At 55.4% G+C, this 24072-nt stretch carries 19 protein-coding genes and 1 pseudogene; 3 read left to right on the top strand and 17 right to left on the bottom strand.

Annotation, left to right across the window (positions count from 1 at the left end; all coding sequences use genetic code 11):
• Positions 1 to 18: 18 nt before the first annotated feature.
• The 9 genes from ABID47_RS12800 to ABID47_RS12760 all read right to left on the bottom strand — a co-directional run bounded on the left by ABID47_RS12800 (position 19) and on the right by ABID47_RS12760 (position 10554).
• Positions 19 to 1149 carry a GNAT family N-acetyltransferase gene (locus ABID47_RS12800; RefSeq protein WP_354497176.1) on the bottom strand — a complete coding sequence of 377 codons (1131 nt, stop codon included), beginning with the start codon at positions 1147 to 1149 and terminating at the stop codon, positions 19 to 21.
• Positions 1146 to 2630, bottom strand: coding sequence for a lipopolysaccharide biosynthesis protein (locus tag ABID47_RS12795; RefSeq protein WP_354497174.1), 1485 nt, complete (start codon positions 2628 to 2630; stop codon positions 1146 to 1148). Before ABID47_RS12795 ends, ABID47_RS12800 begins: the two co-directional genes overlap by 4 nt.
• A complete protein-coding gene (locus tag ABID47_RS12790; RefSeq protein ID WP_354497172.1) occupies positions 2620 to 3738 on the bottom strand; it encodes a glycosyltransferase family 4 protein in 1119 nt (372 codons plus the stop codon). The genes ABID47_RS12795 and ABID47_RS12790 overlap by 11 nt, the downstream gene beginning before the upstream one ends.
• 70 nt (positions 3739 to 3808) lie before the next feature.
• Positions 3809 to 5812: a heparinase II/III family protein gene (locus ABID47_RS12785; protein WP_354497170.1), complete on the bottom strand. Its 2004-nt coding sequence runs from the start codon at positions 5810 to 5812 to the stop codon at positions 3809 to 3811.
• Positions 5812 to 7083: a UDP-N-acetyl-D-mannosamine dehydrogenase gene (wecC, locus tag ABID47_RS12780; RefSeq protein WP_354497168.1), complete on the bottom strand. Its 1272-nt coding sequence runs from the start codon at positions 7081 to 7083 to the stop codon at positions 5812 to 5814. Before wecC ends, ABID47_RS12785 begins: the two co-directional genes overlap by 1 nt.
• Before the next feature lie 81 nt (positions 7084 to 7164).
• Positions 7165 to 8061 carry a UTP--glucose-1-phosphate uridylyltransferase GalU gene (galU, locus tag ABID47_RS12775; protein WP_145135114.1) on the bottom strand — a complete coding sequence of 299 codons (897 nt, stop codon included), beginning with the start codon at positions 8059 to 8061 and terminating at the stop codon, positions 7165 to 7167.
• 295 nt (positions 8062 to 8356) lie between these two features.
• Complete coding sequence (locus tag ABID47_RS12770) at positions 8357 to 9043, bottom strand: CpsD/CapB family tyrosine-protein kinase (RefSeq protein WP_145022167.1); 687 nt, start codon at positions 9041 to 9043, stop codon at positions 8357 to 8359.
• Positions 9024 to 9773: a YveK family protein gene (locus tag ABID47_RS12765; RefSeq protein WP_354497165.1), complete on the bottom strand. Its 750-nt coding sequence runs from the start codon at positions 9771 to 9773 to the stop codon at positions 9024 to 9026. The genes ABID47_RS12770 and ABID47_RS12765 overlap by 20 nt, the downstream gene beginning before the upstream one ends.
• Before the next feature lie 40 nt (positions 9774 to 9813).
• Positions 9814 to 10554 carry a tyrosine-protein phosphatase gene (locus ABID47_RS12760; RefSeq protein WP_354497163.1) on the bottom strand — a complete coding sequence of 247 codons (741 nt, stop codon included), beginning with the start codon at positions 10552 to 10554 and terminating at the stop codon, positions 9814 to 9816.
• A 331-nt stretch (positions 10555 to 10885) separates the two neighbouring features.
• Here ABID47_RS12760 and ABID47_RS12755 point away from each other — a divergent pair.
• The 3 genes and pseudogenes from ABID47_RS12755 to ABID47_RS12745 form a co-directional block, all read left to right on the top strand.
• Positions 10886 to 11089, top strand: a pseudogene (locus ABID47_RS12755) (helix-turn-helix domain-containing protein); the annotation flags it as partial.
• Positions 11090 to 11265: 176 nt separating this feature from the next.
• A complete protein-coding gene (locus ABID47_RS12750) occupies positions 11266 to 11913 on the top strand; it encodes a metal-dependent hydrolase (protein ID WP_076168532.1) in 648 nt (215 codons plus the stop codon).
• 366 nt (positions 11914 to 12279) lie between these two features.
• Positions 12280 to 13200: a cation diffusion facilitator family transporter gene (locus tag ABID47_RS12745; protein ID WP_435530622.1), complete on the top strand. Its 921-nt coding sequence runs from the start codon at positions 12280 to 12282 to the stop codon at positions 13198 to 13200.
• Positions 13201 to 13252: 52 nt separating this feature from the next.
• On the opposite strand, the gene ABID47_RS12740 is transcribed toward ABID47_RS12745, so the two are convergent.
• From ABID47_RS12740 to ABID47_RS12705, 8 genes are all read right to left on the bottom strand, one after another.
• On the bottom strand, positions 13253 to 14416 hold the full coding sequence (locus ABID47_RS12740; protein ID WP_354497159.1) for a DUF2264 domain-containing protein: 1164 nt from the start codon (positions 14414 to 14416) through the stop codon (positions 13253 to 13255).
• Positions 14417 to 14506: 90 nt separating this feature from the next.
• On the bottom strand, positions 14507 to 16306 hold the full coding sequence (locus ABID47_RS12735) for a S9 family peptidase (protein ID WP_354497157.1): 1800 nt from the start codon (positions 16304 to 16306) through the stop codon (positions 14507 to 14509).
• 264 nt (positions 16307 to 16570) lie between these two features.
• Positions 16571 to 17530: an L-threonine 3-dehydrogenase gene (locus ABID47_RS12730; RefSeq protein WP_354497155.1), complete on the bottom strand. Its 960-nt coding sequence runs from the start codon at positions 17528 to 17530 to the stop codon at positions 16571 to 16573.
• 35 nt (positions 17531 to 17565) lie between these two features.
• The gene (locus ABID47_RS12725; RefSeq protein WP_354497153.1) at positions 17566 to 18759 is read right to left on the bottom strand and encodes a glycine C-acetyltransferase; all 1194 of its coding nucleotides are present in this window, start codon (positions 18757 to 18759) and stop codon (positions 17566 to 17568) included.
• Between the two features lie 301 nt (positions 18760 to 19060).
• Positions 19061 to 20341, bottom strand: coding sequence for a Gfo/Idh/MocA family protein (locus ABID47_RS12720; protein ID WP_354497151.1), 1281 nt, complete (start codon positions 20339 to 20341; stop codon positions 19061 to 19063).
• Positions 20342 to 20411: 70 nt separating this feature from the next.
• A complete protein-coding gene (locus ABID47_RS12715; RefSeq protein ID WP_354497149.1) occupies positions 20412 to 22040 on the bottom strand; it encodes an extracellular solute-binding protein in 1629 nt (542 codons plus the stop codon).
• Between the two features lie 61 nt (positions 22041 to 22101).
• The gene (locus tag ABID47_RS12710) at positions 22102 to 22986 is read right to left on the bottom strand and encodes a carbohydrate ABC transporter permease (RefSeq protein WP_435530612.1); all 885 of its coding nucleotides are present in this window, start codon (positions 22984 to 22986) and stop codon (positions 22102 to 22104) included.
• Positions 22987 to 23000: 14 nt separating this feature from the next.
• Positions 23001 to 23960 (bottom strand): ABC transporter permease, encoded by a 960-nt coding sequence (locus tag ABID47_RS12705; protein WP_354497147.1) that lies wholly within the window; start codon positions 23958 to 23960, stop codon positions 23001 to 23003.
• Positions 23961 to 24072: the final 112 nt, after the last annotated feature.

Here is a 24072-nt window from a genome sequence, read left to right as displayed (position 1 = left end):
CTCGGCTGTCGGTAGACATTACAGCATGATTTCGATCATTCCGGTCATGATGAAAGCGGTCTGAAGCATCGTTTTGAATCCGGACAAAAACCGGTACAACCGGCCCCTGGCTTTCAGCAGATTCCACATCTTGAACGTATAGTTTACGTTGAACCGGCTGGTCCATTTAAATTTCCAGGCATAACTGCCCGCCCCGCAGTCGAGCCGTTTGCCGAGCTTCTCCTTGAACAAATGCTCCAGCGTTTCGATCATGAGCACGTTGGCTAAGCCGTGAAAAGTCGAATATTCGGGGGCGTAACCCGAGTTCCAATCGTACAGAACATCCTTGTAAAGATAGCAGATGCTGTAGTTGATAATCTCCCCGCGTTCATCCTCAAGCATAAAGACGACCACCTGCTCGTTATTGCGGAACAGCCGCCTGAGAAATTCGTCAGTGTACTCGTTTTCAAACAGGCTCCGCCTTTCGGACCTGCCTTTTTCGGTCTGCAGGTATTCCTTCAGCAGCCGGTGAACCCGGGCTACCCGGTCGTAGATTTCCGCGTTCTGCTCACCGGTGACGACCTTGAACCGGTAGTTCACCTGTTTGCGGAGCTTATCCCGCGTCTTTTTCATTTTGATAAAATCCTTTGTTTGGCTCAGCCGCTCGTAGGTCTCATGCTCCCTGATCGGGATCACCGGACAGGAAGTGAGGTACTGCACATGTTCGTTATACTGCTCATGGCGAAGCAGGTAGTGGAGCAGCTGCGACTCCTGCGTCAGATGGGTCAGCTCGAATTTGTCCCAGAGGCTGTCATGGGCGTGAAAAGCGCCGAACAGCTCCTTCAGGATTTTGATCTCGCTTCCGCCCCCTCTTTCGAGCAAAAAGGTGAAATAATCCCCCTGACCGATAAAGCAAAGCGTGCTGCAGCTGAACAGCTTGCTGCGGTCACGGCGGATCATGAGCGGTGCGATCCCCACAACCCTGTTGTCCAGGAAGCAGCACACGATAAAAAGCCGTTTGCCCGGGTCCTTGGAATGGGTTTTCCACCAGAAATAATTGAACTGAAACGTACTGTAATAGGTCGCATCCGGATCCTGAAGCTCCAACCGCTCCCAGTCTTCCTGAAGGCTTTGAAACCCCTCCATATCGGTTACAATTCGGGTATTCATAGCTCGGATTGGACTCCTTTCATGGACATATTGGACTTCTGCTTGAGCACCTGCCGGATCATCCCGCCCAGCTCCGCCCGGGTCACCAGCTTGCACAGCAGGCATAAATAAACGAAGCCGCAGCAGAGAATGCCATTAAACAGAATTTCCAGCAGCACGGAATGGATGACCTGCATCAAGACGAAATAAATGCCGTAAATCGGCAGGGTAACGGTCAAGTACTTGTACGGAAACAGCAGGCCGAGCCCAATCGAATAATACTTGGTGCCAAACCGGTAAAACAAATAATTCGAGGCCATATAAGCGATCACGGTGGATATGGCCGATCCGTACAGCCCAAGAAGCGGAATAAGGGCCAGGTTGCAGCCGACGTTGATCAGGGCGGCCGTAATGATAATGATCGAGTACAGCTTCATTTTTCTGGCGATATGGAGCCCCAGCGCATAGAAATCCGCCGCACCCGCCAAAAAATACGAAATCGCCACGATCGGGATAATGTAGTTCGCATCCCGGTATGCCTCGGTGGCGACCAGCTGCGTGGCAAGGTTGGCAAACAGCGAGAGCCCGAGCACGCACAGCCAGCCTACGAAGTTGTACAGCCTGAACATTTTACGGATCTGCTCCGGTCCGGCCGTTTCCTTGTACATGGCATATTTGAACGGCGTGAATACGGACATGAACGGGTTGATGAACACCGGATTGATCAGCATGCCGATTTTGTAACCGATGGAATACACCGCTACCGAAGACAGGTTCAGAAAGCCCTTTATCAGAAAACGGTCGCTGAGGGACAGCACCCATGCGGAGACATCGCCGATCATCAAACCCGTGCCGTAGCCGAGCATCATCCGCAGCTTCCGGATACTCAGCCTGAAACGGTACTGCCGGATATGAATGAGAAAAAGCAGGACGAATACCGTCAAGTGGCCGAAGAGCTGAGCTTGCAAAATACCGAGAACCCCCATCTTCAGCACCAGAAAAAAGTACAGCGCATAGACCAGCGTGAACACAACGGTTGCGATTTGGATGCTGCTGGCGAGCAGCGCCTTAAACTGCATCGTGTAGTAGCTGGTATAGATCAAGTTATGACAGGCCAGCACCGAACTCATCACGACATAGGGAATAAACAGATGGGTGGAGTCCGAGAGCTGAACGAACACATGGGGATAGATCCAGGGATTTACAGCCCATGTCAAGAGGATAAATGCCAGCCCCCACAGCAGGGAAAAATTCACCGCCGTATTTCTCAGCTCCAGCTTGTTGTCGTATTCATGGTAAAACCGGACCATGCCCGAATATACGCCCAGCGTAATCCCGAGCGCCAGCAGCTGCTGAATGCTGAGAATGATGTCATATTGTCCGTACTGCTGCTGGCTTAAGTTGCGGGTGTACAGCGGGATGAGGATCAGGTTCACCATTTGGGTCATCAGAGAGGAGCAGAAATAGGCGACGCCGTTGGAGAGAATTTTTTTATTTTCCATAGACCTCCACAGCCGGCTTGCCGCTCGGCGATTCCTTTCCTGCGATGCTGGAATACACCTGGATGAGCTCCGCCGCGTAGTCCCCGACTTGAAGGTTCTGCAGCTGATCCTTGTAATGCGGATAGCGGTCAATGATGTCGCTCACTTTGGCGGCAAGGTCCGCCAAGTCCCGGGAGCGGAACACGACCGTCCCCTCCGGCCGCTTGCATACGTCGCTCGCCGCGCAAGGAATGCGTCCGTGCAGCGACTCCGCAATGGACATGCCGTAACCGTCCGTGTTCGTCGGCCGGATGAATAAGTGGCTCTTCTTCAGAATCGGATAGAACTCCGTATCGTTCACTTCATAGAACATGACATCGCCGCTGAGGCCGTACGCGTTGAGCTCCCGTTGAAGCCTCATGTAATGGCTTCGTTCCTCCCCGGTTTGCGCGGAAACCCCCATGACCGCAATCAGCAGCCTGACCCGCCTGCCGCGTCCGCGCAGTTCCTTCATCAGCTGGATCAACAAATCGAAGCCATACAAATCCTCCCCGCTGTAAAAGCGCACATAGCCGTTGGCACAAATCGCAAAATCCGCTTCTTCCAAAAACGTGTACACCTCGGCAGGGATGGCCCTGGCCTCCTCTGCTCGTTCCGGCGGGTGAATATATGCCGGGATCGTTACGACCCGGTCATGACGAAATCCCAGTTCGCGCAGGAACCGGGTCGTATCCTCATTGACGCATATAATCAGGTCGATGCTCTTCAGGCTGCGTATAAGAATCCGCCGCCTCAGCGGACCGGCATGCCGGATCTGATCCTCCAGGTTGACGCCGTGAACCGTGAGGATGATTTTTTGGCCAAGCCGCTTATACAGCCCAAGCAGACTGCGAAGCCGTGGGTCGATCGTATGGAAATGAAGAATGTCCCCCTTCAGAAAAGGGATCTTGAACAGAAACCGCCGGTACCGGTTCAAAGGATGGACGTGCGGGCTGCGGGCCGCGCCCTTGGCTTCGTTATATATCTCATAATCGATACCCTGCTGCTCCAGGACGGCGGACAGACGGCTGAGATGGACGGATACGCCGCCGCGCGGAGGCGGAAGCGGACCGATGAATACGACTTTCATGGAAGGATCACCTCGTTCACTTGAGCTGCTGCGTTTGATTACGAAGTCAACATGTGCATCTGCTGCGATTTTATTTCCAACGGATGCGGGTGCTAAGCCCTTCCGGATGACTGCTTCGAACCCGGATCAGCCGGCTTGCGCGCCGCACGCCATATCGTTCCGAAACCCAGGAATCTTCCAGCTGGATGGCGGACGCCCCCTCAAAACTCATATGTATCGTTACTCCGGCTTGGCGTATGAGAACGATGCCATCCGTTTGGGCTGCAGCGGCACCCGGTGCCAGCATGAATGAAGCCGTAAATTCCCGGATCTCTTCCGCTCCAGGTGACACCGGATCCAGACGGTCGGATAGTGTCAGTTTCCCCTCGTGAAAATCAAACACGCGCCGATGGATGACGCCGCACTTGCCGGCATAGCCTGAATGACTGCCAGCGAAAAAGCCTTCCCTGAACGCATCGCAGCGCGCGAATGTCTGCTCCCACATCAGGAACAGCTCGTGTTCATCAAAATCGTTTTGCTCATGCCCGCCCACTTGAACGGTGTTATGCATGCCCGTACTGCGGAACAGGTTGCGCAGCCGGTAATCGGCGGAGTAAATATAGGCGCCCGGATCGACAAAGATGTCCTGGCCAGACACCTGAAGCTCAAAGCTCAGCTGGTCGTTGTGGCTGTGGGCCCCTTGGCCGCGGAAAGACAGCTCGCCGCAGCGCACCAGGCAGTACGCCGAGCTGCTGCGCAGCACATAATACCCGCCGTCCGGATATGCTGCGCAGGGCCGGCTCGCGGACGCTCTTTCAGGCGCTGCATAAGGCCGGAGCGCGGGCAGCCCGGCAATCCACATCGCTTCCTCACGGTGCAGGCGTCCGGCGGCGCGGAAATCGTCGCGGTCGAACAGCTCGCCGGCCACGGCCAGCATATGGCGGCAATCCGCCGGCGCCCACCGGCCGTAACCGGACGCGATCATCACGCGTCCGTCGTCCGCATCGCCGACGACCGGCGTTCGCCCATTCTGCTTCAAGAGGTCCAGCATGAACTCGTGCATCTTCTCGAGCCGCTTCATGTATTCCGGCGTGAATTCAATCCCGTTGCTGCGGCACCAGACCGAAGCCAGGACAAACAGCTCGGCGACGAGCCGGTGATAGGAAGTGGAAGCCTCGTAGTTCGATCCGTCCGCGTTCACCTGCACAAACATTTCCCGCTCGGTTTCCCGGATGCCGTAAGCGAGCCACTCCTTGGGGCTTGAGCCGCTTATTCCTTTGCCGCGCACCTCTATATCCCCAAAATAAAGGCCCAGTCCGATCAGCCCGGCGAGATTGGACAAATAGTGGTTTCCCGTATGCTCGCCCGTGTTTTCCAAATTGTCCATAATAAAACCGCCGTGCCTGTACAGCGACGCATGAAGCCGATCCCAAAACGCTTCGGGCAGCGAAGGGCTGCCGCTGAAAAAATAAATGCCCGCAATCCAGTTGACGGCACGGATCGCCACATCCATCGCGCAGGCCCAGTTTACCGACATTTCGGGTGGATTCTCCTGGATCCAGTCATCCAGCTGGGCTTGAAATTCAAGCGCATACGCCTCTCTGCCTGTCAGCCAATAAGCTTTCCCCAACGTAAAGACATGCTGAAAACGCGAAAGCTCCCAGGGAACCTTCACGTCAGCCCGGTTCGATAGATCAACCGTTCGGATTCGTTTATAATACCGGGGCTCCCAGCGGAATCCCGTCTTGAAGTCTTCATGCCAGGGAAGCCGCTCTCCAAGGGTCATGGGACCCGATCCCAGCAAATCGAACTCGTGGACGCAGATGCGGTCCGCCTGCCGGATAATCTCTGTATCGGCGCCCCCTTTGCGCAGCAGTTCGGCATACCGCTCCTTATCCTGCGGATCGAACAGGAAGCGGCCACAGCTTCGGAATCCGCTGAACAGGCTCGGCTTCAGCACGGCCGGAGCCAGCCTGTGCCGGATGCTGAGATAGGCGGAGCGCGTTTCATCAAGCGCTTTTTCCGCGACCTTGGCCGCCGCCGCATGCAGCGGCATCCTGCGCAGCTTTTTCACCTTCATCATCAGCGTGGACATCAGTACACCCCGACCCGTTCCCGGGGCGATTCGCTGAAGAAGCCCCTTGTATCGATCACGATTTTTTCCTGAAGCAGGTTGCGGTCCATATGGGAGAAAGCGTCGTGATTCACGAGCAGCAGCACGATATCCGCCTTGCGGACCGCCTCCACCGTTTCAAGCAGCTGAACCCCGGCTTCCGCAAGCGACGCCGGCAGAAGCTGGATATGCGGCTCTACCGCATAAATGTCCCCGATCCGGGCCTTCGCCAAATGCTCCACGATGGCAAGCGCGGGGCTCTCCCTCAGGTCGTCGATGTTCGCCTTAAAAGAAAGTCCCAGGCAGGCAATGACGGGCGACTTCAACCGTTTGGCCCGCTCCGTCACCTTATTCACCACGTAACCGGGCTTATAGTCGTTAACGATTCTGGCGGTATGAATCAGCTTGGCCTGTTCCGGCGCCGCATGGACGAGAAACCATGGATCGACCGCGATGCAGTGTCCTCCCACGCCCGGTCCCGGCTGAAGAATGTTCACCCTGGGATGGTGGTTTGCCAGCCGGATCAATTCCCACACGTTGATGTCCAGCTGGTCACAGATGAGAGACAGCTCGTTCGCAAAAGCGATGTTGACATCGCGGAAGGAATTTTCGGTCAGCTTGGCCATCTCCGCCGTTTTGGCGTTGGTTTCAAGGATTTTCCCGCTGACGAACTGCTTGTAAAAGGCCACGGTTCGCTGGGTCGACTCGATATCGATCCCCCCGATAATCCGGTCGTTTTCCACGAGCTCGCGGAGGATTTGCCCGGGCATCACCCTCTCGGGGCAATGGGCGACGTAGATCCGCCGGGCGGCCTGCTGCGGTGATCCGGACACGGTCAGGTCCGTCCGGGCGTCCAAAATCGAGCGCGCAACCATCTCGGTCGTCCCCACCGGACTCGTAGATTCCAGGATGACAATGTTGCCCGGCCTGAGGTAAGGAGCCACGGAAGCAGCCGCCTGTCTGACGTAAGACAAATCCGGCTTCTGGTTCTCCTCGAAAGGGGTTGGAACGGCCAGAATAAATACATCAGCCTCCTCCGGTTCTTCCGAGACATGCAGCTGTCCGCTCTGGACGGCCGCCTTGACCATAATGTCCAAATCCGGTTCCACGATATGAACCTCGCCCTGGTTAATCAGCTCGACCGCATGCCGGTTCGTGTCCACGCCATGCACTTCAAAGCCTTTAATCGCAAGCAGACTGGCTGTCGGCAGTCCGATATAACCGAGCCCCACGACGCAAATTTTTTTGACCATATGTCCGCCCCTGCCTTCATTTCAAATGGTAATGACCTTTCTTTCACCGCTCATACGGCTGATCAGGCACGCTGATCCCGGTCAAATCTTCGGTTCCACGTTCTCGATTTGCAGAATCCGGTCCAGTTCCCTTAAGAGGGGCGTCCGAAGTTCTCCCTGGCGAAGCGCAAACTGAATGGTGGTCAGAATGTACCCGAGCTTCTCGCCGACGTCGAAGCGCTCCCCTTCGAATTCATAGGCCAGACAGCGATGCTTGACGATCAGCTGCTGGATAGCATCTGTAAGCTGGATCTCCCCGCCATACCCGGCTTCCTGGTGTTCCAGCAGGCTGAATATTTCCGGGGTAAGCACATAACGGCCCATAATGGCCAAATTTGACGGCGCCTCTCCCGGAGCGGGCTTTTCCACCACTCTCCGCAGCTCAAAGGTCCGTTTGTCCGTGTCGTGAATCGCACTCGGGTCGATGATGCCGTACCGCGATGTGTGCTCGGACGGAACCTGCCCGACGCCGACGACGGAGCACCCGTGCTTTTCGTACTGGCGGACGAGCTGTCCGATGCAGGGCGCTTCCGCGCGGACGATGTCATCACCGAGAAGCACGGCGAAGGGCTCGTCACCGATAAAATTCCGTGCGCACCATATGGCATGGCCGAGGCCTTTGGCTTCCTTTTGCCGGATATAATGGATCTCTACGGCTGACGAACGCCGAACCATCTCAAGCACGTCCAGCTTCCCTTTTTCCAGCAGGCTGAGCTCCAGCTCGAAGGAGTAATCGAAATGATCCTCAATCGACCGTTTTCCCTTGCCGGTGACTATAATGATGTCCTCGATTCCCGCCTCGATCGCTTCCTCCACGATGTATTGAATGGTCGGCTTGTCGACGATAGGCAGCATTTCTTTGGGCATCGCTTTGGTTGCCGGCAGGAAACGGGTACCGAGTCCGGCAGCCGGGATAATGGCCTTTTTCACTTTTTTCACTTGAATAAACCCCCAACTTCATAATGTTGTATCCTTCGGTTTTATGTTTGCTTCTGTTTATCAGGATGAAAGGATGAGCTATACCGCCTGCAGGCAGCATAGCTCATGCTTCCATCCGAAGCATGAGCGTTACTCGGGCATTGAACCCGGCCTCACATCACACTCTCGACGATAAACGTCTAAGGTATCCGAATACCCACAGCATGACCGAGTGCCTACCCGTGATAAAGGTACAGTAGACATGACCTGTAAAGACATGCTTCATGAACACGTGGTTTCCTTGATACCCGAAAAACTATTGATGACCGTAATAACGGTACTGGTTCGCCTCGGATTTGCTGTATTTTTTCTGATTCAGAACGACGCCGAGAATCGTTGCCTTCGCCAGCTCCAGCTTCTCTTTCGTTTTCTGGATGTACTCCCGCTTGACCTTGCCCGATAGAACAACGAGGATCACCCCGTCGCACACGGAGGAGACGATCAAGCCGTCGGCAACAGCCATAACCGGTGACGTGTCGATGAGGATGATGTCGTATACGGGCTTCCAGCCGTCGATCACTTCCTGCAGCCGGTCCGAAGATAACAGCTCCGTCGGATTCGGAGGAACCGGTCCGGCGGTGACCAGCGACAGGTTCTCCACCACGGTCGTCTGCACGACATCACCGAAAGCGCATTGTTCGGCGAGAAGGTTCGAGAGCCCAAGCCGGTTCGGCACGTTAAAAATGCTCTGCAGCGACGGGTGCCTGAGATCGGCGTCGATCAGCAGCACGTTTTTTCCTTCCTGGGCATAGGCAACCGCCAGATTGCTGATCGTTGTCGATTTCCCTTCCCCCGCCTGGGTCGAGGTCACGGCAAGCACCTGCAGCTTTTGATTCCAGCCGGAAAATTGGATGTTGGTCCGAATGTTGCGGTACCCTTCCGAGATCGACGACCTGCGGTTGACGTTCATGATCAGCTTGTTTCTATTGGCTGACTGACGCATACTTTTCACCTGCCTGTTGTTTGGATCGGGCGGTCGCCCGCGTTCGCAAGTCCCGCTTTTTCATTTTCCGGATCGCGCCCAGGGTCGTAAGCTCAAGATACCGCTCCACGTCCTCATCGGACTTGATCGTGTCATCCAAGTACTCGATAAACAGCACTACGCCAACGATGATCATGAACGAGGCGGCAAAAGCGATGGCGATGTTAAGGACAACATTCGGACTGACCGGATCGGGAGCACTCGTTGACAAGGTGCTGTCCAGAATCGAAATATTGTCCACTTTCATGATTTGGGGGATTTCATGCTTGAACACGAGCGATACGGCGCTCACGATCTCTTTGGCATGCTGGTAGGAGGCATCGCGGATTTTCAATTCGATGATTTGCGAGTTTTGGGTCGTCACGACTTCGACCCGGTCCATCAAGTCCTGCGCGGTCTCATGCAGACCGGGGTATTGGGCGACGACCTTTTCCATGATGGAAGCGGAGCTGATAATGACCTTATAGGAGTTGATCAGCATAATGTTAGAATTGATTTCATTAATATCGAGCGTCGGTTTTCCCTCGCTGTCCAAATTGGACTTATTGACGATCATCGTGCTGCTTGCTTCATAAACCGGCTTCATGACATAGATGCTGTATGCACCGGTGCCGGCCGAGCACAAGACCACCACCAATACGATCAGCCAAAGGCGCTTTCTTAATATTTGCAGCAGCAGCTTGAACTCCATAATCCTTCCCCCCCAATTTCATCAAATGGTTGCCTCCGCTCTAGACGGTGGGCTGATGAAACGTTCCGATCTCCTTTCCGCTGATGAGCTGCACCGCATGGTCCTCCAGGCTCTTCCGAAAGCCTGCTCCACACAGCTTGTCGATGATGCCGAGCCCTTCCTGTGCGTAAAATTTCCGCCGGACCGTGTTGTGCGCATCCGTTCCTATCAAATGGATCAACCGGTGTTTGCACAAGTACGCAGCTGTGCTCTGTACCGATTCCCCAAAAAATCCGGCAAGAGATGGGGTCGTTACCTGCAGCAGGACGCCGAAGTCCCGAATCCATCCCGCCACTTGGTCGGGCTGATCGATAATCCCCAAGTTCCGTTCCGGATGGGCAATGACGACCCGAATATCGGCCCGCTTCATGAAGGCAAGAAAATCTGTAAAATACCCGGGTACCTTGCGGGAGGGAAGCTCTACGAGTAAATAGCGGCTGCCGGCAAGCGTCTGGATCCGGCCGCGCCGGAATTCGGTGGGATAACGTTCGGTAAGGTGGTACTCCTGTCCGGGGAGCACCTTCAGGGGGATTCCGACGCGCTTGAGCTTGGCGTTAAACAGCTTCACGCGGCGGTTGATTTTTTTGGCGGAGTTCAAATAATGTCTCTCTCGGTGGTGCGGGGTGGCGATGATCGTCGTAATCCCTTCTTCCACTGCAGCCGCAGCCAAGCGAAGTGCTCCATCGATCGTTTTCGGCCCGTCGTCCACAGCCGGCAGGATATGGCAGTGTGTATCGATCATACGTATCAGCATCCATCCCTTTGATTTTTGAAAAACAATGCAACATTATGTATCATTAAATACGGAAGCTCGACAGAATATGCACTGGTTCCGGCTTCCTGGTGTAACCGATGGTGACGAATTGCGTCTTTATTCCTGGAATTGGCTTATTCTATGAATAAAGATTGACTTTCCAAGAGGAGAATGAACCTGATTTTTTGGGTAAATCGGTTCAAAAACAGCTTGCACTATTGACGACACTGTTAATTTACGATACATTTTGTATCATGTCAAGCGTTATTTAGCAGGTCCAATTGCTCACGCATACCCGGGTATCCAAGGGGGGAAAGAAATGAATTACGGCAACCGAATATCAGAGCTCAGGGAGCAGAGGAAATTGACTCAAGAGGCATTGTCCATCACCCTTGGGATCAGCCGGGCGGCCTTGTCCCACTATGAGAAGAACCGCAGGAAACCGGATTTTGATACGCTGTCGAAGCTGGCTGATTATTTTCAAGTCTCCATAGATTATTTGCTTGGACGAACAGAGGCAGCCGCGGCGAACGAAAATTCGGATACAGCCAATCCGGCTGATTAACGGACCTGATGGTTACACGAACTTTAGTCCCATCCTCTCTGACAGGCATATACACGTGACACCAAAACGTGTATAATACGATAGCAAACATATGTTTGCCTGCAATCATCCTGTTGTCAGTCAGAGGAGGAGAAATGAAGGGTTCGACACATCTCGCTATAGGCGTAGTGATCGGTGCTGCCGCCGCAGCCCATTATCCGTTTACGCTGAAGCATGCAGCGATGTACATCGCGGTTTCCGCCTTATCAGCGCTAAGCGCAGACCTCGACGGCCCCAGCATGCTCAGTTCTACCCTCGGCCGGTTCTCGAAATGGCTCAGAGAATGGCTGTACTGGTCCGGGCTTCTGCTCGTGATCGTCCTGGGGTACCTGTATATTGCTAAGGGGAGCTTTTATCTCGAATATTCCATCTTGGCGCTCGTCCTGTTTCTGCTCGGACTGATCATTAAAGACGGCATGATTCGTAACGTGCTCGTCAGCCTGATTGGCTGCATATTGATTTACGCCGGAATACATAACGCCATGGTCTGGATGTCCGGACTGGGTGCATTTGTGGGTATCGCCCCTTGGCTCAAGCACCGCGGCATGACTCATACCGTCTGGGCAGTTTGGCTCTGGGCATGGATCAGTTCCGGACTGGAGGCATACCTCAATCTGGAAGGGATCATGCTCGTATCCACCGCCGGGTACTTGTCCCATCTGATCGCCGATTCGATGACGCCAAGCGGTGTGAAGTGGCTGTATCCGCTCTACAGGAAATCCTTTAAACTTCCGTTTAAATAGCCTCCGCAGTTAGACGATCCAGCCTTGTACCGGAAAAGCTTCTGTTTCATCAACCAAGCAGCGTCAATTTAGGCCTCATAACCGGCATAAGCCTCCTGTTATTTGTCAGCCTCCTGCACCTCATGTTATGCGGAGAAGACAAATGTCACGGGAGGCTTTTGTTCTGTCGCTTGAGCCGGAAAGTGGGAATATGATGTATACGATTCCACCTTTTTCCGAATACTTTTAACTCGGAGAACTCCCGAGGCGCGATATTGTCGTGTCATGCGGGGGTTATCTTTGTCCGCTAGGCATGTTTTGGCGTAATAAGAAATGTTTATTTTTGGTTATATAAAAAGAAATAAACCCAAGAATGGAGCGAGGAGACTGGAGTCCGTGGCCAGCAAATCAATATTGGCGGTATGGGTCAGCCTCATCAGCAACGTCTTGCTGACCCTTCTCAAAATCATCGTCGGGCTGTTATTCGGCAGTAAGGTTCTCGTAGCCGACGGGATTCATAATGCAGGCGATGTCGTGGCGACGATCGCGGCACTTACCTCGGCCATGGTATCCCGCAAGCCGGCGGATGAAGATCATCCCTACGGGCATGGGAAAGCAGAAGCGATCGCATCGGGCATCGTGGCGATCATTCTCGTCATGGCGGCGCTGCTGATGGTGTATAAATCGATCGAATCGCTGTTCGTTCCTCCAGCCGAAGCCAGCTGGATCGCGCTTACGGCCGCGCTGGTTTCCCTGATTTGGAAGCAGATCCTGTACATGTACTGCATCCGGATCGGCAAGGCCGAGAACAGCCGCAGCCTGATCGCCACGGCCTACGACCATATCGCAGACGTCTACGCTTCCGCAGCCGCGTCCATCGGGATCGGCATTTCGCTGATTGGCGAAGCCTATCATATCCCCTATACGGAATACGGCGACCCGGTGGCCGGGATTATCGTATCGTACCTGGTGATCCGGCTCGGTTACAAAATGGGACGGGAGTCCGTCGACATTCTGATGGACAAAAACATCACGAACGAGCAGCTCGCCATGCTGAGCTCGATCATCTACTCCGTTCCCAACGTGAAGCGCGTTGACAGCATTCGAGCCCGGGAGCTCGGCAACGCCATCATCGTCGACGTCAAAGTCAGCGTCCCCAACCATCTCACCGTACAGGAAGGGCATGACGTCAGCCGGGAAGTGAAAAAAACGATCATGGAGCGCATGAAGCAGGTGGCCGACGTCATGGTGCACCTGAACCCATGGTACGATGACGGACAAGAGGCTGTCCCCGCCAGGCCGAAGTAGCCTGGGGGACAGCCTCTTGGTTTGTGACAGCACCGGTTCCATCATCCGGTGCTTAATGTCCAAGCGCATGGTCGATACGGCCATGTCCGCCGCTCCAAATCCGCTTGGACGTCCACTCGGCTTCGCCCTGCCAGAACGGATCGTTCTCCGGCAGCGCGAGAGGCAGCAGGACGGTCGCGCATAGATACAAACTGCCTGTAGAAATATAACCCTCGCCCAGCTCCGGCTGGTGACCGCTGAGGCCAATGCGCAGCCAGCCTTCGGCGTCGTACGTTCCGGCCGGCTCGAAGCAGCGCTTCATGACGGCCGTCAGCGCGCCGCGCACCTGCGCCGCGTCCAGCCCTTCCGGCAGCCGCCGCTGCCAGGCCAATTGGGCCAGCAGATGGAAGGCGCCCGTCCGGTAGCTGATGGACCGGCCGACCACCGGAAAGCTGCCGTCCGGGGCGATCATACGCTCCAGCTGCTCCGCGTAACGCTGCGCCCGGACGAGCGCAGGTCCCTTATGCTCCTCCCAGTCCGGCTGCAGCGCGCCGGCGTGATCCAGCACGTCCAGCAGCATCGGGTGGATGACGAAGCTGTTGTAGTAGTCGGCGTGGTACGCCGGCCCGTCGCCGTACACTCCGTCGCCGGCGTACCACTGCTCCAGCTGCTTCAAGGCGTAATCGATCCGCATCGGATCCCAGTCCCGGTCGCCAAACCGGGCCAGAGCCGTCTCGATGACTGCCGAGAACAGCAGCCAGTTGTTGAAGAACGGCTTGCGCGTGCGGGTCAGCTTCCAGGTGGATAGCCATCTTCGCTTCTGCTCGTCCGTTAACGGATCCCATAAAACATGGGGCGCACGGAGAAAAGCTTGGCACAAGAAGGCCGTGTCCACGATGGGCTGATGCCCTTCGCCAAAATTCAGCACATCCGGGGAGGCCGGATCGCTGGCCTGCTCCAGCGCTTGATGTGTCAGTCCCAGCAGCTCTGTGCGCAGCCGCTGCTCCTCCGCACTTCCACCCTCGGCTCCGAGCCAAGGGGCGATGCCGTCCAGGAGGCGGCCGAAGGCCTCCAGATGGGTGTAAGCCTCCCGGCCTTCCCCGCTGCTCTCCACCGGCATCTCTGCGCGCAGCCTTCCCTCCGCAAGCCGCGTCAGCACCGGACGCGCCCAGCGTTCCAAATGATGAAGCCAATACAGCCGCTCTTCCCTGCCAGCATGTTCTGTTCGTTCCGACATTCCTGTGTCTCCTCTCCCGGCTTCACGGCCGGCCCTAAGTTGGATGAAAGCACCGTATTCGCGCGGGCTTACAAAAGCCCCCTCCACTCGCTACTGGCAGCGGTTCATGAACTCCACCATGCGGGTGTACGCGATTTTTTCGTTGGCCTTTTTGGTCATGCCATGACCCTCGTCCTCGAACACAATATACTCAACGTCGCGGCCCTTGGCCTGGAGCGCTTCCACGATCTGGTCGGACTCGGCCTTGACCACCCGGGGATCGTTAGCCCCTTGAATGATCAGCATCGGGTTGACCATCTGATCCAGGTACGTTATCGGCGAATCCTTGACGAACCGTTCGCGGTCGCGTTCCGGATCGCCGAGCCAGCGCTCCATGATCGACTTCCAGTGGTCCGGCACGGAATGGTAGAACGTAAACAGATTGCTTACGCCGAAAATATCCACGGCCGCCCGGAAATACTCGGGATTGCGCCCGGCCAAGAGCAGGGTCATATATCCGCCGTAGCTGCCGCCGACCACGAACAGCTTATCCCTTGAGGAAATGCCTTGCTCGAACAGCCACTCCATCCCTGCCAGGCAGTCCTTGCGCGGCCCTTCGCCCCAGTCCTGCTCCACCAGCTTCACAAACGAGCTGCCATAGCCTGTGCTGCCGCGGAAGTTCGGGCAGAAAATGTTGTAGCCCTGTGCGATGATATATTGGAACATCGACCGGAACTGCTTGCGCTCCGCGGCCTGCGGCCCGCCGTGCGGCCAGAATACCGTATACCCGTTGGCCGCGTCCTCCTTCGCCCGGTACAAAAGAGCCTCTATCTTCATCCCGTCAAAAGAGGAATAGGACACCACTTCGGGCGCGGACAAATCCTCCTCGGTCAGTCCCGTCAGCACGTTTTTCGTCAGCATTGTCCACTGTCCGTCCGCATAACGGTACACATTCAGCGGCTTGACAGCGCCGCGTGCAAGCACGTACAGGTTCCCTGACCGGGTTACGGTCAGCTGGTGCACGATATCGGCGGGCAGCGGAATCGGCGTCAGCTCGCCGGTGTCCAGCGCATACGCGTACAGCCGGTCCTCGACTCCGCGGTCCGTCACCAGATACGCCGTCCGCGATTCCCGGTGCAGACGGATCAGCTCCACACTTTCCCGCTCGATGTGCAGCCGTGGTTGAAACGTCCCGGTTGTCAGATCGAAGGAGGCCAAATACGCAAATTCAGCATCATAATCGGTGGCAAAGACCACTTCCCCATCATTTACAAAATGAACCTCACCGGCATTATGGACCCGCTCCGGATCCGGCGTCAGGCACTGATCCGCCTCGTCCCCTACCCGGCGTAAATAACTGACGTTGTATGTATTGGCATAGCTCTTGGTGTATGCGAAGGTCTGCTCATCCGGGCTGACGGCCGTAAGGCTGGTCGTCGTTTCTTCGCCCTTCAGGAGCATCCGGTCCTCTCCCGTATCCAGGCGGTACACCCGTGAATTCAGAAACATCGGGTTATCCCGGGAGGTGCTGTAATACAGGCGGTTGCCGTCTTCGGACAGATGGACAAAGTAATGCTTCTCGTCCGGAGCACTCTCAGGAAACAGCGGCAGCGGCTGTCCTCCGTTCCACTTTAGCGCATGGAACTGGTAGTTTTCGTCGCCGTCGCGGTCAAACGCCGTCAGCAGATGCCTTCCCTCCGGGTCCGGCTTAACGAAGCTGGCCATTTGATCGTTGTACGTCAGCGGGTACGGATACGATGTATCCCCTTTCAAATCCATGGCCCACACATTGAATTTCCCGCTCAGGCTGGCGCTGAACACAAGCCTCGACTCGTCGGCGCTCACTCCGAAGCTGCTGATGACATAGCTCTGAAAAAACTGCTCCACATCCGGTTTTGGAAATGATATCATGACTTCGCCTCCTTTGATTAGGTGTGATTAGGCGCTTGTATACTTGCTGCTGCAATGCTGCTCGTGTTGGCTGCGCCTGTACGCTTTCTTACCCATTATATCGAAAAAACGGCCTGCGGAAGGGAGATCCTCCCTACTTTTTTCCGCCAAAAAACCAAAAAAGCCGCATCCCAAGGTCCATGCATCCCATTGCATCCTTCCTTGAGCGTACAGCTTTTTCCTGTTACAGCTTTCCAGCTTCAATAAATGTTCGTATCCCTCGAATCATGCTTTACGGAGCAGTTGTCTCCCGCCAAGATGGCCCAGCATATCCTTCGTCATCGCGTCCAGGTCGTAACGCGCCCGGAATCCCCATTCGGCCTTCGCCGCCGAAGCGTCGATGGAGTGCGGCCAGCTGTCTGCAATCGCCTGCCGCTTCGGATCGACATCGTAGTCCAGCGTGAAGCCGGGGATCTCTTTGCAGATCGCCGCGGCGATCGCCTCGGGATCTACGCTCATGGCCGTTACGTTAAAGGAATTGCGGTGCGTCAGCCGCGACGAGTCGGCTTCCATCAGATCAATGATGGCGGTCAGGGCGTCCGGCATGTACATCATATCCATGTTGGTGCCCTTTGCGATATAAGACGTGTACTTGCCTTGAGTGACGGCCGCATAATAAATCTCCACCGCATAATCCGTCGTCCCTCCGCCGGGAGGCGTCACATAGGAAATCAGCCCGGGAAAACGGAGGCCACGCGTATCCAGCCCATATTTATGGAAATAGTAATCGCACAGCAGCTCACCGGACACCTTATTCACGCCGTACATCGTGTTGGGGCGCTGAATCGTGTCCTGCGGCGTGTTGTCCTTCGGCGTCGACGGCCCGAACGCCCCGATGGAGCTTGGCGTAAAGAACTGGCATTTCAGCTCTCTGGCCACCTCCAGCGCATTCATCAGACCGCCCATGTTCAGATTCCAGGCCAGGAGCGGCTTCTCTTCGGCTGTTGCCGACAGCAGCGCCGCCAAATGAATGATCGTATCGACCTGATATCGCTTGGCAATTTCATGCATCGCCTTGTCATTGGTTACGTCCAGCAGCTCGAAAGGACCCGTCCGGGTAATTTCGTGGGCGGATGAACGCAGATCTGTCGCAACGACCGCGTCGTTGCCGTATATTTCACGCAGCTTGGCAACCAGCTCGGAGCCGATTTGCCCAAGCGCCCCTGTCACCAGAATCCTTTTCACGCGTCATTCCTCCTTGGAAAAATTCACTAAAAAATTTACCCGATCAGGTTCATTTCTTTGCCGACCTTTTCGTATACACCGATGACCTGCTCCAGCATTTCCTTCGTATGCGCTGCTGTCGGCATGTTGCGGATCCGGCCCGTTCCCTTCGGCACCGTAGGGAATACGATCGATTTCGCATAGACGCCTTCCTCAATCAGCCGCTTGCTAAACTGCTGCGTCTTCACTTCGTCCCCGATGATGCAAGGGGTGATCGGCGTTTCGCTGTGCCCGATGTCATAACCGAGTGCGCGCAGACCGTCTTTCAGGAAACGGCCGTTCTTCCACAGCTTGTCGATGAGCTCCTTGTCGTTCATCAGAATGTCTACCGCCGCGATGCAGGCCGCAATGACCGCGGGAGGCTGGGAGGTCGAGAACAGGAACGGACGGCTTCTCAGCTTCAGCCACTCGATCAGCTGCTTCGAACCGGCGACATAGCCCCCTACAACGCCAATCGCCTTCGACAACGTACCGATTTGAAAATCGATCCGGTCGGACAGACCGAAATGCTTGACGGTCCCCGCTCCTTCGCCCAAAACGCCGGAGCCGTGAGCATCGTCAACATACGTAATGAGGTCGAATTCCTCGGCAATCTTTACGATTTCCGGCAGCTTGGCGATATCGCCGTCCATCGAGAACACGCCGTCCGTGATCACCATGATTTTGTTGTACAAGCCGGATTCCTTGGCTGCTTTCGCCTGGCTTCTCAGATCTTCCATGTCCGAATGCTTGTAGCGGATCACTTTCGCCTTCGACAGGCGGCAGCCGTCGATAATGGAAGCGTGATTCAGCTCATCGGACAAGATGGCGTCGTTTGAGTCCATCACCGCAGAAATGGCGGCCATATTGCAGTTAAAGCCCGATTGGTACACAATGACAGCTTCCGTGTGCTTGAACCCGGCCAGCTTCTCCTCCAGCTGGTTATGCAAATCCAGCGTTCCGTTGATCGTTCTGACGGCGCCGGCACCCGCACCGTGCGTCTTGGCTGCCTGCACGGCCGCGTCGACCAGCCGGGAATCGGTGGCGAGACCCAGGTAGTTGTTGGAGGAAAGGTTAATCAAGGACTTTCCGTCAATTTGGATCACCGGGCCGTTTGGTCCCTGCACCGTATCAATCACGTTATACAATCCCTTGGCTTTCAGATCTTCTATGTTCGTGCTAAGAAACAAATCCAATGCCTGACTTGCCATATCAATCCCTCCTCAATATACATATGTCCTCTCGTAGTAGACATTTAAAATCCGTTATATCCCTTGTCATTAAAGGATTTATTTAATTTTTAATGTATCACCTTTTATTCGATTTGTACATCCACTGAGGACAAAAATATTTCGGGTTTTTTACGGAGCAAAGCGCTGGCCGGGCTGATAAACAGCGGAAATGAAAAACAACTAAACCCGAGGCATTCGGAGTTTAGTTGTTTTCTGGGCTTGCCGTTCCACTGGAAAACAGGACAGCGATGCCTTGTTTCTGAACGCTTACTTCATCGCCTTATTTCGGCTGCTCGGCTGTTTGCTTCCTGGTCGTCCATGCTTTTGCAAATTCATTCAAATCGATCGATTTCCCTTGATGAAGCCGCGATTCCTCTGCCGCGAACGCCATCAAATGGCTGCGTACCGATGCGCTTGCCGACGTCAGGCCTTCCTGACCGCTGTAGCCGCGGACTTCCTTGAGGAAGCTGCGGACGATGCCGCTGTCTCCGCCGCCGTGGCCGCTCGCCTGGGACGGGATGGCGATCTCCGTCTGCTGATGGGTCAGAAAATCGAAGACGGTGATCTTCCCTTCCTCGCCGCGGAGCTCGCCGCGCGTACCCATGATCTGAATCCGGCGCTCCTGCTCAAAGGTAAAGCCGCACATGCTGAACATCGCCGTAGCTCCGCCTTCAAATTCCATGTTGACCACCTGGTGGTCAACGACGTTATTGTCGCTGCGGTAGACGCAGCGGCCGTAGTCCGTCTCGCGCAGGCCCTGGATGATGCTCGCCTTCGTCAGCTCCGGCGTGAAATGTCCGGCCCAGCCTTTGTATTGGTCGCTGAGGTAGAACCTCGGCGCCGAATACGGGCAGTCCGGCTCGACGGCGCAGTCCAGGCAGCGGGCCGCCGAGCCTTCCGGCGCGCGGCCTTCATGGAAGTGCATCAGCGAGCCGTACGAGCTCACCCGCAGGCACGGCTTATCCATAAGCCAGGACAGCACATCCATGTCGTGGCAGGATTTGGCCAGAATCATCGGGCTGGCCTTGTCCGAGTGATTCCAGTTGCCGCGGACGAAGCTGTGGGCGATATGCCAGTAGCCCACGTTCTCGTTCAGCTGGATCGAAGCGATTTCGCCGATCGCCCCGCTGTCGATCACCCGCTTGATCGTGCTCCAGAACGGCGTGTACCGCAGTACATGGCAGATCGTCAGCAGCCGGTCGTGGTCCCTGGCCGCCTGCTCCATGTCCAGGCATTCGCCGGGATCCGGAGACATCGGCTTTTCCAGCAGGACATGATACTTTTGCCTCAATGCCTGCATGGTGGGACCGTAATGCATCCGGTCCTGCGTGCAGATGACGGCAATGTCCGCCATCCGCTCCGCGGCGAGGAGCGGCTCCCAGGTTTCATAACACCGCTCCGGGTCAATGCCGTGCTTCTCGGCAAAACGGAGCCGCCGCACCGGATCCGCCTCGGCCACGGCCACGAATTCCAGCTCATGCGGGTAGTCCAGCGCGTATGGGGCATAACCTCCGGCTCCGCGGGCGCCAGCGCCGATCAGAATCGCTTTCAGTTGCGTCATATCTTGTTCGCTCCTTTGAAGTCACTATATCAGTTGAACCATTGAACTGGGTTCAACCTATCCATTGCAATTATTTGGAATAACGGTCCGCGGCCGACTGATAGATGGCGATGTAGCGGTCCAGGCCCATTTTTTGCAGCGTGGACACGTACGCATCCCACTCGTCAAAGGAGGCGTTGCCGGATATGAATTTGTCGCGCATTTCGTCGACATAGGTCGTAATATCCGTCTGGATGCCCGTCAGGTCGGCCTGCTCCTCGGCGGTGAAGTTGAACGGCGGCCAGATTTGATCCTGCGGCACGACATGCGGCTCCGCTTTTTTGGCATTGTCCACGGACGTCGGCAGCCCTTCGGCTCCTTTGAAGTACTTCTGAGTGACGAAGCCGGGATAATAGCCGCCTGGCCAAATCAGGTACTGCCCTACCGCCTGGTCCAGATTCAGGCCGTTCGGGTTGTTTTTGATGTCGTCCACGTAATCCACGCTGCCGTCCGCGTTTTCTTTATAGGTCTCGTCTTTCCAGCCCATGAAGAACATCTTGATGCCTTCGTCGCCGTAAAAATAGTCCATCCAGCGCGTCAACGCCTCGGGATTTTTCGCTTTATCGGTCAGTACAAACATCCCGATGTTGCCGAGCGGCGATCCGGTCGCGCTGAACATTTGGTCGCCATGCGGCCCCTTGAGCACCGGCAGCCCGACATAGCCCTTCTGGTTGTAAATCGCCACCGGGTCGACATTATCCACTACCCCGATCAGCCCTTCCATCCCTTTCGCATCGACTTCGGTGCTCTTGACCGACATGATGTCCTGTTCCAGCAGCCCGTCCTTGTAGAGCTTGTTGACGTACTGAAGCAGCTCTTTGTAGCGCGGATCGGTCGGGATAAATCGGACTTTCCCGCTGTCCGGATCGGTATCGACATAAATATTTGACGTTCCGTGGTTGTTCAGGCCGAAAGATCCGCGAAGGTAATTGACCAGGCCAGCCGCTCCGACCGCGCCCCATGCGATTTCATCCTTCTGTCCGTTACCGTTCGGATCATTCTCCTTAAACGCCTTCAGCATGTTATAAAACTCATCCAGCGTCTGCGGCTCCTTCAAGCCCAGCTTGGTGAGCCACTCGCTTTTTACCCATGGCGTCCCGTACAGCACGGAGTTGAATTCCGGATCGTACAGCGTCGGCAGACCGTAAATGTTGCCGTCCGGCATCGTGATGCCCTTTTCGATGATCGGATACTTCTCCATCAGCGCTTTAAAGTTGGGCGCGTATTTGTCGATCAGGTCGTTCAGCGGAAGAAATGCGCCCTGTTTGCCGTATTTGAGCAGGTCGGCCCGGGGAAACGCGGAAGCGTAGAACATTTCCGGATAATCGCCGCCGGCCAGCAGCAGATTGCGCTTCTCCGCCAGATTGTCCTTCTGGACCGTGTCCCACTGGACGTGAATGTTGGTCATTTTCTCGTATTCCTGCCACAGCTTGATGTTGTTCCAGTCGGCATTGGCGAAAAACTTGCCCGCAAAAGCGGTCACCGTCAACTTGTCGGTTACGATCGGCATTCCGGTCTCATTAACCTGTCCCCCGGCCGATCCCCCGCCCTTCGATTCCGCGGCTGCGCCGCCTTCCTTGTCCCCCGAGCTGCAGCCCGCCGCCAGCGATACCGTCAGCACGCAGGTCAGCAGCAGACTCCCCCATTGCTTCAGCTTCATCCAAGATTCCTCCCTTTGTTCTGATTCCAACCACGATTCCATCATTTATCCATGCAAGGAATTATCCTTTGATGGCTCCGATCATGACGCCTTTGACAAAATAACGCTGCAGGAACGGGTACAGCACAAGCACAGGAATGTTGGCCACCACCAGCACGGCGTATTTGATGCCTTCCACCTCGCGCTGCTGCTTGATCGCCGATTCGGTCGACATTTTGACCATGTCGTTCGTCTGCCCCTGGATCAAAATTTCGCGGAGCACCAGCTGCAGCGGGAACTTGTCCTTATCCGTGAGGTAGAGCAGCGCGTTAAAAAACGCGTTCCAATGGCCGACCGCATAAAACAAGATCGTGACCGCGATGATCGGCATCGAGAGCGGCAGTATAATGCGCGTCAGAATCTGAATGTTGGAGCAGCCGTCGATCGTCGCCGCCTCCTGCAGCTCATGCGGGATGGACTGCTGGAAGAAGGTCCGCATAATGATGATGTTCCAAATGGAGACGGCGTTCGGAATGATCATGACCCAGAGGGTGTTCAGCATGCCGAGGTTTTTGATCAGCAGGTATGTAGGGATCAGGCCGCCGCTGAAAAACATCGTGAACACCAGCAGCGCCATAATGCCGTTTCGTCCCACAAAGTCTCGGCGGGACAACGGATAGGCAGCCAAAATCGTCATGACGAGATTGATCGCCGTCCCCATCGTCGTGTATATAAGCGTGTTGGTAAAGCCGCTGATGATGTCTTTGTTCTGGAAAATTTTCTCGTATGAGTTCAGGTTGATGCCTTTGGGCCACAGCAGCATTTCACCGCGCAGCACCGTCTGCGGGTCGCTGAACGAAGCGCTGAGCACAAATACGAGCGGATACAGCACCACCAGCGTAACCAGGATCAGAACGACGTAGTTGATGACGTTAAAAATGCGATCTCCCTTGGATTCAATAAGCATGCCTCATGCCTCCCCTACCATAGACTTGTCTCGCTGATTCGCCGGGAAATCTGATTCACGACGACCAGCAGCACGAAGTTGATGACGGAATTGAACAAACCGATCGCGGCGGAAAAGCTGTATTCGGCGTTCTGGATCCCGCTGCGGTACACATAGGTGGCGATGATGTCGGAGGATTCCAGATTCAGATTGTTCTGCATCAGCAGCACCTTCTCAAACCCGACGCCCATGATGCTGCCGATGTTCAAAATGAGCAGGATGACGATCGTCGGCATAATGCCGGGGATGTTGATGTGCCAGATCCGCTGGAGCCGGGTGGCTCCGTCAACGCGGGCCGCTTCATGCAGCTGGTTGTCAATCCCCGCCAGGGCGGCCAAATAAATGATCGAGCTCCAGCCCATCGTCTGCCATACGTCGGAGAGCACATACAGCGATTTGAACCAGGCGGGCTCGGTCATGAAATTGATCGGCTGGCCCCCGAACAGCTGGATGGCATGATTGACCATCCCGTAGCGCGGCGACAGAAAAATCATCATCATGCCGACGACAACGACGGTAGACAGGAAATGCGGCGCGTAGGTAACGGTCTGTACGAATTTTTTGAATTTCTCGGCCCTTACCTCGTTCATCAGGAGAGCGAGGAGGATCGGGATCGGAAAACCGACAGCCAGGCTGTACAGGCCGATGCCCAGCGTATTTTTCATCAGCCGCCAGAAAAAGTAGCTGTGAAAGAAACGCTCAAAGTGGTCAAAACCGACCCATGGGCTGCCCCATATGCCTTTGGTCGCAATAAAGTCCTTGAAGGCGATTTGGATGCCGTACATCGGAACGTATTGGAACAGGATGTAATAAGCGATCACCGGGGAAATCAGCAAATAGAGCTGCCAGTTCCGGTAGATCCGGTTCCACTTCAACGCCTTGCGTTTTTTGCCGGCTGCCGCCTGCACGGCGGGTTGTACTTGAATCTCAGCCATACGACATCACCTCGAATGAAGGATAGGATAGCGCAAACCCTGTCATGACTGGGGATCGCAAACAAACGACCCGATTTATATGTAATATAAAATGACATAACAGCAATTGGAA

It is taken from the genome of Paenibacillus favisporus, assembly GCF_040545415.1.
Classification (GTDB): Bacteria; Bacillota; Bacilli; order Paenibacillales; family Paenibacillaceae; genus Paenibacillus_AQ; species Paenibacillus_AQ favisporus.
The sequence above is the reverse complement of the archived record's forward strand: the minus strand, read 5'-3'. Positions and strand labels throughout refer to the sequence as shown.

What these genes read in the sequence shown, in the direction of transcription:
- ABID47_RS12750 (WP_076168532.1), top strand. Translation starts at nt 11,266, where the DNA reads ATGAAGGGTTCGACACATCTCGCTATAGGCGTAGTGATCGGTGCTGCC.
- ABID47_RS12705 (WP_354497147.1), bottom strand. Translation starts at nt 23,960, where the DNA reads ATGGCTGAGATTCAAGTACAACCCGCCGTGCAGGCGGCAGCCGGCAAA.
- ABID47_RS12765 (WP_354497165.1), bottom strand. Translation starts at nt 9,773, where the DNA reads ATGGAGTTCAAGCTGCTGCTGCAAATATTAAGAAAGCGCCTTTGGCTG.
- ABID47_RS12735 (WP_354497157.1), bottom strand. Translation starts at nt 16,306, where the DNA reads ATGATATCATTTCCAAAACCGGATGTGGAGCAGTTTTTTCAGAGCTAT.
- wecC (WP_354497168.1), bottom strand. Translation starts at nt 7,083, where the DNA reads ATGGTCAAAAAAATTTGCGTCGTGGGGCTCGGTTATATCGGACTGCCG.
- ABID47_RS12720 (WP_354497151.1), bottom strand. Translation starts at nt 20,341, where the DNA reads ATGACGCAACTGAAAGCGATTCTGATCGGCGCTGGCGCCCGCGGAGCC.
- ABID47_RS12715 (WP_354497149.1), bottom strand. Translation starts at nt 22,040, where the DNA reads ATGAAGCTGAAGCAATGGGGGAGTCTGCTGCTGACCTGCGTGCTGACG.
- ABID47_RS12760 (WP_354497163.1), bottom strand. Translation starts at nt 10,554, where the DNA reads ATGATCGATACACACTGCCATATCCTGCCGGCTGTGGACGACGGGCCG.
- ABID47_RS12770 (WP_145022167.1), bottom strand. Translation starts at nt 9,043, where the DNA reads ATGCGTCAGTCAGCCAATAGAAACAAGCTGATCATGAACGTCAACCGC.
- ABID47_RS12710 (WP_435530612.1), bottom strand. Translation starts at nt 22,986, where the DNA reads ATGCTTATTGAATCCAAGGGAGATCGCATTTTTAACGTCATCAACTAC.
- ABID47_RS12740 (WP_354497159.1), bottom strand. Translation starts at nt 14,416, where the DNA reads ATGTCGGAACGAACAGAACATGCTGGCAGGGAAGAGCGGCTGTATTGG.
- ABID47_RS12790 (WP_354497172.1), bottom strand. Translation starts at nt 3,738, where the DNA reads ATGAAAGTCGTATTCATCGGTCCGCTTCCGCCTCCGCGCGGCGGCGTA.
- ABID47_RS12800 (WP_354497176.1), bottom strand. Translation starts at nt 1,149, where the DNA reads ATGAATACCCGAATTGTAACCGATATGGAGGGGTTTCAAAGCCTTCAG.
- ABID47_RS12795 (WP_354497174.1), bottom strand. Translation starts at nt 2,630, where the DNA reads ATGGAAAATAAAAAAATTCTCTCCAACGGCGTCGCCTATTTCTGCTCC.
- ABID47_RS12785 (WP_354497170.1), bottom strand. Translation starts at nt 5,812, where the DNA reads ATGTCCACGCTGATGATGAAGGTGAAAAAGCTGCGCAGGATGCCGCTG.
- ABID47_RS12725 (WP_354497153.1), bottom strand. Translation starts at nt 18,759, where the DNA reads ATGGCAAGTCAGGCATTGGATTTGTTTCTTAGCACGAACATAGAAGAT.